Below are 13,016 nucleotides of genomic sequence, written 5' to 3'. Positions count from 1 at the left end.
CAGACAAAGAAAAGCGGCCGTCAGTTTACGGAATCGAGACAAGAACATCACCCTTTCGATGTATAATTGTAATCGATCCCAATATACCAATAGCCGACGATATCTTCAAGATTAATTTTCAGAATTACTCCAATTTTCTTCAGGGTTAATTGATAAAGTACAATAGTATGCTCCTTCGTCTACTTAATGCTCACTTGACAGATTAAACCACCTTTTCCAAATGCTCAATACCCTGGCTTTTGTCCACAACACCTTAAGGTAGTTTGAAACCTCCACCTGTATGGCGGCTCCGGTGGACCGACCACCATCGTCTATACAGCATAGCTGTCTTCAATTAGCTTACACTACTTGGACACTCTTTCGTAGCCGACCATCATCAACATAACTGTCAAAGGTGCCTTCGGATATTTTTGTTTTATCTAATGGCTACTGAATAATGTGAAAGCCCTTGTGACAGGTGCTGTTCAAGTCGTTTTAACGTATAATTAGTGTAAACAAAAGTATCGATTTCAACAAAAAAGCCTGCACAAGGAGATGCACGATGTATAAGTTCAGGAGCAAACAGATCAATTTTTCCGATTTTGGCCAGCCGGTGGGAATGAAAATGAGCCCGGACAACCGATAGGTCAAGAAATCAGAGGCCATTCCCTGGGCTGAGATTGAACTGAAGTACGCGAAACTGTTTGCCAACCGCAGAGGCAATGTGGCGAAGCCACTGCATCTTGCCTTGGGAGCACTGATCATCCAGCTGGAATACGGATTCTCCGACGAGGAAACCGCCCTGATGATCCAAGAAAGCCCTTATCTCCAGTATTTCTGTGGCTTTGCAAAGTACGAGTGCAAACTTCCCTTCGATCCTTCCCTGATGGTTTATTTCAGGAAGAGGCTGACGCCCTCCATCGTAGGGGAAATCAACGAGATGATCATCAAAAATGCCGAAAAAGAGGACTCGGTCAAGGACGACGACGGCGATTGCGGACCAGGAGACTCTCCAGAGAACGTAGGGACGCTGATTGTCGATGCCACATGTGCGCCATCCTATGTCAAATATCCACAGGACATTGAACTGCTGAACAAAGCTCGCGAGAACACCGAAGATACGATCACGGAACTTCATGACCCGAAGGATGGCAGGAAGCCTAGAACCTACAAGAAGCAGGCGCGCAAGGACTACCTGAACATGGTTCGGAAGAAGAAGAAAACCTCCACCGAAATTCGCAAGGGAATTCGAAAACAGCTGCAATATCTCGCGAGAAACCTGAAATCCATCGATATCCTGCTCGGCAGGTGGAAAACCCTTAGCCCAAAGTCGGAGAAGAGGCTTGGGATTGTCCGTGCCCTCTTTGATCAGCAGAAGTACATGTTCGATCACCGCACCCATAGTGTGGATAACCGGATTGTCACCCTGTCCCAGCCTTATCTGAGGCCCATTGTCAGAGGGAAGATCAAAGCACCGGTTCAATTCGGTGCGAAGCTCGATATCAGCGTATGCAGCGGGTTCACCCGCCTGGAGAACCAGTCCTTTGAATCCTATAACGAATCGACAACCCTGATAGATGTCCTTGAACGCTATCAGATGAGAACGGGGAAATTCCCGGAACGAGTCCTTACGGACAAGATTTATCGGAATCGGACCAATTTGAAATACTGCAAAGACCGTGGAATCCGCTTATCCAGCCCAACCCTGGGCAGACCCAAGAAGAACGATAAACCTGATCGAAAACAGGACTACAGGGACATCTGCGAGCGAGATATTTAGTCTGGTTAAACTGAAGTGCGGTTTGGGCAAAATCTATACCCGACTCGCCGAAACGACCGAAAGTGTCATTACCTTGTCCATCCTCATGGTGAATCTGAAGAAGATTTGCCATGATTTTTTCGACCTTTTTTTGCGGGTTTTCCTGGTGGCTGCTTATCGCGAAAATTTGGCATTTGTTCAGTAGGCATTACTTCATCTTTTAATAGCCTTGCACCTTCATATCCTGGATGGTTTGGATCCTGCTTGCTCTTCACTCTCTTTTTCGGCAATCGAAAACTTTATTATGGGGATAACCTCATACATTGCTTGCTCTTTAGGGATGACTCTTGCATAAGCTGCGACAGTGCTGTGGCCCAAGCGGAATACTGCCGCAATTTGATTCTGGGTAAACCCGTCACTTCACATCTTTTGGATGGCTAAGATCAATTCCCATATGTTGGCATAGCGAACTTTCTCATGAAGTCGAGGAAGATCCTGGTGCTCGACTTGTGGATGCGTCATGCCTTCTAGAAGAATATAGGCAGGGAGGATCCTCTTGAGATACCCCTTGGCATACTCTGTAAGATTTCTGATCAAATGAACCCGGTCACTCACTGGACAATTTTCTCATTCACTACACCGATGGCTTTTCGATAGGTGATGGAACCGTCTCGATTTTCGATTTGCTGATTAGGTAACTCGTCCAACCATCGTATCACGTCATCAAAGTCCCTAGAGTTCAAAATGTCGACCACTTTCCTGGTTTCCACTTTAATTAGCACCGTGCTATACCGCTAGCCTTTTCGAAAAGTATAATCATCGATACAAGCTATCCGAAGAGCAAACTTATCGATAATTACCGCCCTTTTAAGAGCCCGCAAATCGTGAGCTTGCCAACCTGAACCACATTTTTTCAAGGATCTTTTTCTGCCGAGACGGAACTCATACTATAAAATGGGTGATCATTTCTTCGATTAAACGATTCGTCATTTTGGATTTTGGTCGGATAAAGGTAAAGTGTTCTGCAAAAGTTCGATGAGAGCAGTTCGGATTATCACAAAAACTTCCGGTTATGGAGTTGAATGATCATCTTCCGATTTAGCAGCGGTAGATCCTGGATTTCCCGCAGATACATGTACGCGGGAAGAAAGCGTTCAGCAGAATGGATAAGAAACCTCATTCAATGTGGACTAGGCCAACTATTAGAGGGTATCCTCCTGAAAATCTGAGGAAAAATAAAGAGTTAGTTGATTATCGAGAAGTTTTATAAGTTCTTCCAGAGAAATCACTAGCTAAATTATATTTTTTAAATATTTTATAACTCATTAACATGAACTTATCTACATTTATATTTCTTTGAATGGATTATTTTATGAGATTTTAAATATAATATTAGTATTTTAATAATAATATACAACTCTTTGAAAGTCTAGTATTTCGAAGATGAAACCTTGCAATTGCAATGATTTACGTGATTTTCAACTAAAAAATTGACCAGCACATCGACTGGTCAATTCATGGTGAAGGTATTCTGTATAGATGTTTTGAGGAATACTGTGTGAACTAAAGCTGTAACAATTTATGAATAATATAAATATTCCGTTAATGATATTTATCTCAGGAAAAATATGATATAATTCTATAATCATCGTCTGATGATAATATTATTTAGGAGTTGTTTTATGACGAAAAGAATCCATTTTATCGTTTCACTCGTATTAATGCTATTTCTAGCCACAACTCAAGTATTAGGATTAGAAAGAGTCATTGAAGCCCCGGTAAATTATCAAATTACTAATGAATACATCCAAGCAAGAGACGATTTCAGCAAGAAAAAGAATGAAGCTAAGTCTAAAGATGAAAAAAATATTATTAATTTAGCAGAACAAGAATGGATTGATAAATTTAATAAGCATGTTAAAAATCTTAATGAAACATATAGCGATGAAGAGTTAAAGAAAACCTTTAACTATGAAGATTCTCAAGTTGCAGCTATCAGAAACTTTGATGGTAGTGAAGAGCTGAGTATACTTGCATCTGCAACGTACACTGGCAGCGTAGCCAAATCTACATATTACTATGATGCTGCTACAAATAAGACATATTTGACTATGAAGTATACAACACTTATTACTGGATCGTCACTCAATACTACTAATAATGCCGCTGCATCAATTGGCGGATCTGAAGCGAACTATTTTCATACGTCAAGTAGTTTAATTGCTACATATACATCTATCAATGGTTCTGAAAATAAGACGATAACAAAAAAAGAAATATCCTCAGGAAACGGTGTAACGTTTAGTTTTAATAATGGGTATATCGAACTAATTGATCCACTCGCGGAAACTTATGTTACTTATAATTTATCAAAAACTGTGGTAACATATGCTGCGGTTGCAGGAGGTAGGGTGTCTGTTAGTGGTATTGAAGGTGCCTTTCTCACACATACATTGTCACTTGATTTTGGTGCCAGTTTTGGAAAAGGTAGTGTTGGAATATCTATAACTCCTAAGTTTTCTTGGACTCAACGAGATAAAAAGACATTGACTGTTTCCTTCTAATAAGTATTCTTCATTATAGATTATTATTTCACGGATCAGCTGAAGGGTATTTTAAATGTTCTTTCGGCTTGCCTAAAAAAAAAGAAAAGGTGGTGAAGAAATGACTAAACTCAAGAAGCCTTCTATTGAAGAAACTAAACCATCAGGGAAAATCCCATTCACAAAACTACTACCTATTATTTTCGTAATCTTAGCCTCACTTGGTGCATCTTATTATCTGTACGATTCTGCGTATTCGATCCCCCGAGATAACGTACGGCTAGCGCAAGCCATCACGGCTTTACACGCTGAATCCGACCTCATCGTAGCAGATACCGAAATCATTGAGTCTGTAGATGTGGAGGATAGGCTTGTTGTCTTTTACCGCGAGAAACAAAACGCACACGTCTTTGGGTTTGCCACGCTGAAAAAAGGGCTGAATCAGAAGTATCGTCTGATTTCAACAGATTATAGGGATACAGGCTTTTCTTCTGTTATTCAACCCTATGTTCCTAATGATAAGGGACTCAAGTATTATATCGTAGGTGGGTACGAAGTCGAAGGATCCATCAGTTCCTATAGCCTGGATTTTGTTGAGGACAATCCCAAGAGCCAGACGGGAGAAGTAAAGGTGAAATTCGATGTCCCCGGTAGGCAGTTCCTTAATGTCTATAAAGCCTCAGAAGTTGATCGTGAAGTCGTGGAATTGCAGGGAGAAAATAAATATTTACTAGATGAACAGGAAGTATCTATGTTTGACACCAATGGAAACAATATCACCGAAAATTATCTAGTTGGTGGAATCCCTAGAAGCAGTTTTGCTGGTGGTGGAAACATCGAGGGAATAGGCGACATCTACTTCCTTATCTTCTTCATTTGGGGGACCACGTATGTGTATATCCGATACGTCTTGCTGAATCGTTCTTTCGGAAGCACGGGTAGTATATCCAAAAATCATGATTCTACAAGTTCGAAAAGACCTATGCTAGTCTGATGTGCTATCCGTCTATTTGCGGATAGACAAGCTTATCAGCTTTTGTGTTACTGCTTTTCTTTAAAAGACGTCTTTAACAGCTTTTGGCTTTTAATGGCGTTTTTAACACTTACGCACTGGATTTCCGCTAATCAAGGTTGTTTAGGCAATCGGGGTTTGCGGTTTTCTTATGCCGCCAGATACCGTTCATATTTCACGATGGGGGCATCACCCCAAGGTTGCGCTACGCCGTCTGGTATTGTAATTCGCCAGATATCCCTCGATCATGGCGACTAGGGCTTCCCGGTCCATAAACCATCAGCCATAATACCATTCCCGTTGGAGAATCCACCAGAATCCTTTCATGGGTCCATTATCGATGTAGGGTGCACCACGGGTCATGCCTGCTTCCACAAACTTGTGGTAGAACGTACGGTTGGTGTACTGATAACCTCTGTCCCTGTGAAACAGCGGGTCGGCATTCGGGTGGGCTTGCATCGCTTGGTCAAAGGTGTCAAAAACCAATCGATTGTCATTGTGGTCTTGGATTGCAAAGGCCACAATTCTTCGATTATTTAGATCCAGAATTGCACTTAGATAGACTTTGTGTTCGGTAACCCCTTCATAGTAATGGAATTCCGTAACATCCGTCAGCCACTTCTCATTAGGCTTAGAAGCATGAAATTCGCGATTCAGGAGGTTTTCCGCAAGATGCTGCGGATTGTCTGCTCTTCGCGTGCAACTATGGGTTTTATATTTGATCGTAGACTTCAGGTCTTTCAAGCGACATAGCCGAAGGGCTTTCTTGTCGGAGATCTGGATGTGGTAATCATGAATCAGATCGTCGCGAATTCTCCGGTATCCCTTGTCGGGGCTTTCCTGATGGATTTTTTCCATCAGTTTCACGACTTCTTCATTCTTCAACTCTCTTGGAAAACGCTTGTGGCTTACCCATTTATAGTAAGCGGATTTTGATACCTCCAGCAGCGCGCAAGCGCTGTCCACCGGATAGCCATCCTCCTGATGACACCCTTGTATGGCTTGATATTGATTCTATTGCCTTACTTGCGAAAGGCATCCCTCCTCTCCAACTCTTCCAATTTTATTAGTAGGTCTCGTTCCATGCGCAGCATGTAGTTTTCATGTTTCAGGCGGGCGATCTCAATCTGTGCGTCCTCTTCCGGGGTTCGGGGTACCTGGTCAAGCTTGCGCTGACCTCGCCGATCTTCAAGTCCGGCATTACCCAGCTTCGTAAATTTCTTCACCCACGTGTAGACTTGCTGATACCCGACATCGTACTTGAGCGCGATCCCCCCATAATCATAACCCGATGCGATACAGTCTTTGGTGATCTGAATTCGCTCCTCCAGGGTTGTTTTCCGTGACTTTTTCATGCGGCTCCCTCCACTCCTCGAAATGGGTTTCTTGCCGCTATTATACAACTTTATCCATTTTTGTAGTTGGGATTTTGATTTGATTTTGAATCTAATACAGAGCTCGCGGAGGCCGCCTTCACCTGCCTGATATGCCATCACCTCCTCTGTCGTCAGTTCGGTAGGGTATGTTCGATACGACTCCAGATTCATTAAGCCTAGGGGTCCTTCTTGGTGATAGAATCGAATCCATTCACGTATCGTGTCTGGATTTACACCAGTGATTTCCTCCGCCTTGGCCTTGGTTATTTCTCCCGCTAAAAATCACTGGACCAACCTTAACTTCTTCCTGCGATCTCTTTACTCTATGGGTCATAGAAAATGCTTCTTTCAAGGAAAAACCCTATAGCACCATACTGACGTGCTATAGGGTTGATAGAGGCTACTTTGTAACAGCCTCTTCTTAACTTAATGACATTGCCCTTGCGGAACGCTGATTTCCTTGTTCTCAATTTATGGCCTATGACCACACCAGCTCTAATTTATCTGTAGATCAGTGATATGACGCTTCCATCTTTGATGATCTTCCCATCATCTGAACAAGCCGGCTTTGTTTGACCGTGTTAAAGAACTTTTCCAGATCCAAATCGACTACCCATTTAAATCCCTCCCGGTGATGCTCACCAACATCGCAAAAGGCGTCGTGAACACTTCTTCCCCGGTGGTAGCCATATCTACTTTCCAAGAATTATGGTTCAAATAATAGAGTGAGCTTTAGGACCATTCCTGTTGGACCATTCTGTTCACCACGGTGGGGATAATACTTCCTCTACATTAGAGCGTTTCGTAAGGTTCTTCCATGTTCTCGAAGGTAGGTATCCATTTCTTCGATGCTCATCCCATCCGTACCATAGCTTCCCTTGTTTCGTTCACTCTTCTGAACGCTTCGTTGAGGTTATTCACGGAGAGGATGTCTCCCATAAGTCCCTCGACCAACCCGATATTGGTGTCAATTTTTCCTTCACTTCGGATTTCTAAACACTTTACAAAACTATCCTATTCCACATAATCTTTCTATAGATAGTCTTCCATTCGGACAATCAGAAACGGTCAATGGACAGATGATACAGAAAATCCGCATTGTATGGAAATTTAATGGTGAATTGTAGAGGTTATCTCGGAGCCGCCGTGCAGCGGCTCCGAGGTGTAGTTGTTCGGATTCCGAACAAGAAAATAGTTCTAATCCTGGATTATTCAACAATTTAGATTGATTCTCTTCAAACCATTGAAACTCAATGATCTATAGGCCTGGACTCTGTCACCCGTTGGGTGACAAAAATAATAAAAGAAAAGAACCCAAGTTTATGTTAAAGTGAAATTGCAAAAACACACAAAAACATAAAAAGGAGTTCTTTTCATGATGAGTTTACAGCAGAATGCACTTCAATTCAACACTAAATTTTCTTTTGATTTCAGCGGTGGGAATCTGTCTTCTGATTCCGGACTGCTCTTCATCAAAGAGTTTATCCATAAGATCGGTTTTGACAACCTTCTTAACCAATACTTTGGATCCGATAATCGAAAGACTCACTCCATCTCTTCTGTCATTGAACAGCTGCTTTACCAGAATATCGCTGGTTATCATAGAGATGATGCTGCAGATCATTTACGATATGATCCTGTGTTTACAGCAGTGCTGGAGAAGGAGGCGCTCGCCTCCCAGCCCACAATCTCAAGAACTTTGAACTCTTTCGAGCAGAAAGACATCGATAAGTTCAACGATATTTTGGAGCATCTCTATAAAATGACACATAATCCATCAAACAAACGGCATATCATCTTGGATCTGGACTCCACGAATGTTGAAACCCATGGTCATCAGGATGAAAGTACCTATATCTACCATTATGACACCTCAGGGTATCATCCCATGGTTCTCTACGACGGACTTACCGGAGATCTGATGAAGTTTATGCTCCGCAAAGGAAGTGAGTATACTTCCACTGGTGTGGTGAACTTCTTAGAGCCTGTTCTGTTCTCCTTACGGAGAACCTATCCAGAAGCCATAATTCTCGTGAGAGGTGATAGCGGGTTTGCTGTTCCTCAGTTATATGATCTCTGTGAAGAATATGGGGTCCATTATGTGTTTAAGCTGAAGGCAAACGCTACACTCCAAAAACTCTCAAGCTATGAGGAAGAATTATTCCTCACTCGCTATAAGATGGATTACAGCAACTATCACTGTCAGTATGATGACTTCTCTTATCAGGCAAAATCCTGGTCCCATAGTAGACGCGTAGTAACCAAGATTGAACGTTCTCCTGGGGAACTAGTTCCCCGAAAGAGCTTTATTATAACTTCTCTGATGCTAGATGCTCCTGATATTCTGAAAGTCTACAACAAACGTGGAAACATGGAAAACTACATCAAGGAAACCAAGCTTGATTTTGGGCTAGATCACTTAAGCCATTCTTCTTTCTTGGCGAATCAGGCGAAAGCCATGATTCTCGCTGTTGCCTATAGTCTCGTTAATGCTATGAAGCAGCTGGTCTTACCCAAAGAGTTCTCGAAAAGCAGAATGTCTACTCTTAGAACTCTCTTCATCAAGATCGCAGGAAAGAGCATTTCTCACGCAAAAAAGATGAAGTTGAGACTCTGCAGTAGTGCACCATACAAAGAAGCCATCTTAAAAATGTTAGAGAATATCCACCTCTTAGCCTTGGGCTAAGCAATTTGAGATCATTGCTTTCACGAAGTCCAAAAAAACTTTGGGCTTATTCAGTGAACATAAAAATGGAGATTCTTGAGTAAGACTTTCCAAAAGTACTCAAATCTAAAGATTTGTTGTTTGTTAGACAGTATAGAGCCGATAACAAGTAGTTTGAAATCGGAAGATCACGTTATTAATTAGTTTGTTGAATAATCCGGGCTAATTAATCAACTGGCTCAAAATCAATTATTTTTAATAGCCTATCAGGGATAGGCGTTGCTATAGATAGCTGTATTTCTCCATATTGGCTTAATAAAGGCTTGTTAAAATCAATGAAATACATAAAAAATGCTATGCGTGTTTTATCTCCTATCAGACTATCATGTTCAAGATATGTGCCAATAACTTCCGTGCCATCGTCATTCAAAAAATGTTCATCGTATGCAGTTTGCCAACTATCCTTTGGTAGCTTATCGTCTTTTTGCGTAAAAGATGAGACATCTACATCACTCGGCGAAGAGCTGATATTCAACTCTAAAAGATGAATATCAGAAACACCATTAATTGTATAGACCCCAAGCAATTGAACAGTTAATTTAGATTCCATAATTTTCTCCTCTTATTATTTTTAACCGTTGTGTCATTTAATTTGTTTTTTAATATAATCAAGCCTGGATTATTCAACAATTTAGATTGATTCTCTTCAAACCATTGGAACCCAATGATCTAAAAGCCTGTACTCTGTCACCCGTTGGGTGACAAAAATAATAAAAGAAAAGAACTCGAAATTATGTTAAAGTGAAATTGCTAAAGCCCACAAAAACATAAAAAGGAGTTCTTTTCATGATGAGTTTACAGCAGAATGCACTTCAATTCAATACTAAATTTTCTTTTGATTTCAGCGGTAGGAATCTGTCTTCTGATTCCGAACTGCTCTTCATCAAAGAATTTATCCATAAAATCGGGTTTGACAACCTTCTTAAGCGATATTTCGGGACTGATAACCGAAAGACTCACTCCATCTCTTCCGTCATTGAACAGCTGATTTATCAGAATATCGCTGGTTATCATAGAGATGATGCTGCAGATCATTTACGATATGATCCTGTGTTTACAGCAGTGCTAGAGAAGGAGGCGCTCGCCTCCCAGCCCACAATCTCAAGAACTTTGAACTCTTTCGAGCAGAAAGACATCGATAAGTTCAACGATATTTTGGAGCATCTCTATAAAATGACACATAATCCATCAGACAAACGGCATATCATCTTGGATCTGGACTCCACGAATATTGAATAATATAAGAATAATCTCCGACCGCTATTCTAATATATGGTTCAACATTGTAATCATCCGGTTCAAAAAAAGTTGCAGAAACCATGTCCCCATCTAAAGCTTTAATAGTATTTGCGGATTTAATATATATATGAACTTTAATTGGAAAATAATATTGCTTTCTTATCCAACATAAAAACTCTTTACATGAACGCCGAACTTCATCATCAACATCCTTGTCAAATCGTAGTCTAACGCCAGTTTTTGCTCGCTCAACATCAATAATATTTAGCCAGTTTTCACATTTCCACAAATTCATTACCTATCATCTCCTTCAATACTTTCTATGCTCGCGTCCAGGGATATGCTTAGGCAATGGCTTTGCTTTTTTGTTTGGATTTTGTTTCCAATTGTCGTTTTTATTTTTTTCTTTTCTCTCCCTACCTTGTTTCTTTTGTCCTGGTCTTGCATATGGATCAGACTTACTTTTAGAATATGAAATATATCTTTCAGCGGTTTCTGCGGTAGCATGAACTAATATGCCTCCATATGCCACTTTTCCTGCAACAGCAGCAACGCCCAAAGCTGCTGTGGTTGTTGATGTAGCAACCAACATAGTTCCACCGCCAGCAACTGCAACAACTGCTAATCCGCCTGTGGCAACAACAAGTGCACCAACAGCGACTATACCAGCTGTAATACCAACTGCAAGGCCTATTTCTTTCCAGAACTCACCATCATCATCCATTCGCATTATGGGATTATTGTCACAATAAGCAAATAAATTCTTGTCTGTAACATCATCCATTGTTGCGGTTAAAGTATCCGTTGAATCCGCATTAATAAACCGACAAGTCTCAGGATCGTAATAACGACTGGATACATAATATAGTTCAGTTTCCTTGTCATAGGAATACCCCCGATACCGGCAGGGATTCTTCTGCCCCAGGGTTTCCGCCAGGCTTCCTTCCACGGTGAGCGGTTTTCCCCAGGTGTCAGCGAAAAGAGTAAACCGGCAGAACCAGCAGAAAATTACAATTGAGTGGAAATTTTCGTGACATTTGGATGAAGATAAGCCAAATGCCGAAATTCAGTGGCTCTGGAGCTGGACTTAACTTTCAAATGAAAAAACTAACTCTTTCGAAGATGTAAATTCAGATGGATTGCAATATGGTTCTTCATTTTCCCATTTCTGATGGAACCTAATAATCATGGAGTCGTTCAAATGCAGAGATACAAAGACTATGAATTGCTTATTTGGATACTGAAATTTGAGACAATTTAGCAATGTTTGTCCTAAATCTCTTGCGATAGGGACAAGCTTGTTAAACTCATTTTTCCTTATGTTGTCTATAAGATGAACATGATTTTCATAGGCTTCAAATTCAGTTCTATCCTTGATATTTTCAACAAAATCATAATTACTCTGTGCAAAGAGAACAATTTCATTTCCTTGTTCGTCTGTGATTGTTTTGAATTTGAAAAGACCTGTTATCAATGCAAAGTATTCTATTCTTTTCAATAACCTCACTCCCTAATACCCTAAGATAGTTAGACCTTTACCTATTGCCTTGATTACATCTGGGTTTTGTAATAACTGTTGAATTGCTTTTGAGGCTAACTGTCCATTTGATGAACCTATTCTAAACGATTTTTCTGCCACATTATAGTAATACTTAACGCCACCTTTTTGCAGGTGAATTTGCCCAGCTCTGTTTCCTGGATTTTCAACATCAATTCGGAATCCGTTTTTACCGCTTTTATTATATAGGGTTTTTGATGATGTCTGAGTACCTTTTCCGCCTTTGTTAGGCGGCGGAGGAGTGGCCGCGGTAGATGCAAAATTCATCAACAATAATGTAGACGATAATGCGGCGGTTTGTTTTATTTTTTGGCTGTTGTATATTTTAACACCTACCAAACTGCAAACGCCAACAACTGCAGCTCCAAGTAGCACCCAACCAACCGGATTCCAAAAATTCAAACTACCCGCGGAAGCTGTATATGATACGTACGTCAAAACACCAGCTTCGGTTGCAAACTCACCATAAGGATCATTGTATCTCACAGGATTATTGAGACAGTAAGCATAAAGATTCGTGACCAGAATACTGTCATCAAGATGTTCCAACATGATGTCCGTACCATCCGCATTAATAAACCGCCCGATTTCCGGATTGTAGTACCGGGAGCCCAGGTAGTAGAGTCCCGTCTCCTTGTCATAGGTGTACCCCCGATACCGGTAGGGATTCTTCTGCCCCAGGGTTTCCGCCAGGGTCCCTTCCACGGTGAGCGGTTTTCCCCAGGTGTCATAGGTATAGCGTACCACAAGTGCCCCGGTGCGATCCAGCAGGCCGATGACATCCCCCTGGAGATTGTGGACATAGAAATACGTCTCCTCATTCCA

Annotated in this window: 11 protein-coding genes and 1 pseudogene; 5 read left to right on the top strand and 7 right to left on the bottom strand. The window is 41.2% G+C overall.

Annotated features, from left to right (window positions below; translation table 11 throughout):
- Positions 1-637: 637 nt before the first annotated feature.
- The 3 genes and pseudogenes from KCG48_RS14045 to KCG48_RS14035 all read left to right on the top strand — a co-directional run.
- Positions 638-1,759 (top strand): annotated as a pseudogene (locus tag KCG48_RS14045) (IS5 family transposase); the annotation flags it as partial.
- A gap of 1,661 nt (positions 1,760-3,420) precedes the next feature.
- Positions 3,421-4,302 carry a hypothetical protein gene (locus tag KCG48_RS14040; RefSeq protein ID WP_211802813.1) on the top strand — a complete coding sequence of 294 codons (882 nt, stop codon included), beginning with the start codon at positions 3,421-3,423 and terminating at the stop codon, positions 4,300-4,302.
- 100 nt (positions 4,303-4,402) lie between these two features.
- Positions 4,403-5,275 carry a hypothetical protein gene (locus KCG48_RS14035; RefSeq protein WP_211802812.1) on the top strand — a complete coding sequence of 291 codons (873 nt, stop codon included), beginning with the start codon at positions 4,403-4,405 and terminating at the stop codon, positions 5,273-5,275.
- Positions 5,276-5,572: 297 nt separating this feature from the next.
- Here KCG48_RS14035 and KCG48_RS14030 read toward each other — a convergent pair whose 3' ends face one another.
- Together KCG48_RS14030 and KCG48_RS14025 are read right to left on the bottom strand one after the other, a co-directional pair.
- Complete coding sequence (locus KCG48_RS14030) at positions 5,573-6,292, bottom strand: IS3 family transposase (protein WP_331000407.1); 720 nt, start codon at positions 6,290-6,292, stop codon at positions 5,573-5,575.
- 23 nt (positions 6,293-6,315) lie between these two features.
- The gene (locus KCG48_RS14025; protein WP_211802810.1) at positions 6,316-6,648 is read right to left on the bottom strand and encodes a helix-turn-helix domain-containing protein; all 333 of its coding nucleotides are present in this window, start codon (positions 6,646-6,648) and stop codon (positions 6,316-6,318) included.
- Positions 6,649-8,044: 1,396 nt separating this feature from the next.
- Between KCG48_RS14025 and KCG48_RS14020 the strand changes: the two genes are divergently transcribed.
- On the top strand, positions 8,045-9,355 hold the full coding sequence (locus tag KCG48_RS14020; RefSeq protein ID WP_211802809.1) for an IS1380 family transposase: 1,311 nt from the start codon (positions 8,045-8,047) through the stop codon (positions 9,353-9,355).
- 205 nt (positions 9,356-9,560) lie between these two features.
- Here the strand turns inward: KCG48_RS14020 and KCG48_RS14015 are convergent, their stop codons facing one another.
- The gene (locus KCG48_RS14015; protein ID WP_211802808.1) at positions 9,561-9,944 is read right to left on the bottom strand and encodes a hypothetical protein; all 384 of its coding nucleotides are present in this window, start codon (positions 9,942-9,944) and stop codon (positions 9,561-9,563) included.
- 236 nt (positions 9,945-10,180) lie between these two features.
- Here KCG48_RS14015 and KCG48_RS14010 point away from each other — a divergent pair, with 236 nt between their 5' ends.
- Positions 10,181-10,633: a transposase gene (locus KCG48_RS14010; RefSeq protein WP_211802807.1), complete on the top strand. Its 453-nt coding sequence runs from the start codon at positions 10,181-10,183 to the stop codon at positions 10,631-10,633.
- Here the strand turns inward: KCG48_RS14010 and KCG48_RS14005 are convergent.
- From KCG48_RS14005 to KCG48_RS13990, 4 genes are all read right to left on the bottom strand, one after another.
- A complete protein-coding gene (locus KCG48_RS14005; RefSeq protein ID WP_211802806.1) occupies positions 10,599-10,928 on the bottom strand; it encodes a hypothetical protein in 330 nt (109 codons plus the stop codon). The two genes, KCG48_RS14010 and KCG48_RS14005, sit on opposite strands and share 35 nt — an antisense overlap.
- Before the next feature lie 15 nt (positions 10,929-10,943).
- Entirely contained in the window at positions 10,944-11,642 is a 699-nt protein-coding gene (locus KCG48_RS14000; RefSeq protein ID WP_331000406.1) for an RHS repeat-associated core domain-containing protein, read from the bottom strand.
- A gap of 78 nt (positions 11,643-11,720) precedes the next feature.
- Positions 11,721-12,131, bottom strand: a complete 411-nt coding sequence (locus KCG48_RS13995) for a hypothetical protein (protein ID WP_211802804.1) — start codon at positions 12,129-12,131, stop codon at positions 11,721-11,723.
- 12 nt (positions 12,132-12,143) lie between these two features.
- A partial coding sequence (locus KCG48_RS13990) for an RHS repeat-associated core domain-containing protein (RefSeq protein ID WP_211802803.1) occupies positions 12,144-13,016 on the bottom strand: 873 nt, incomplete at its 5' end.

This window comes from Proteiniclasticum sediminis (genome assembly GCF_018128025.1).
GTDB lineage: Bacteria > Bacillota > Clostridia > Clostridiales > Clostridiaceae > Proteiniclasticum > Proteiniclasticum sediminis.
Note: the sequence above shows the minus strand (reverse complement) of the source record. Positions and strands in the feature narration are given on the sequence as shown.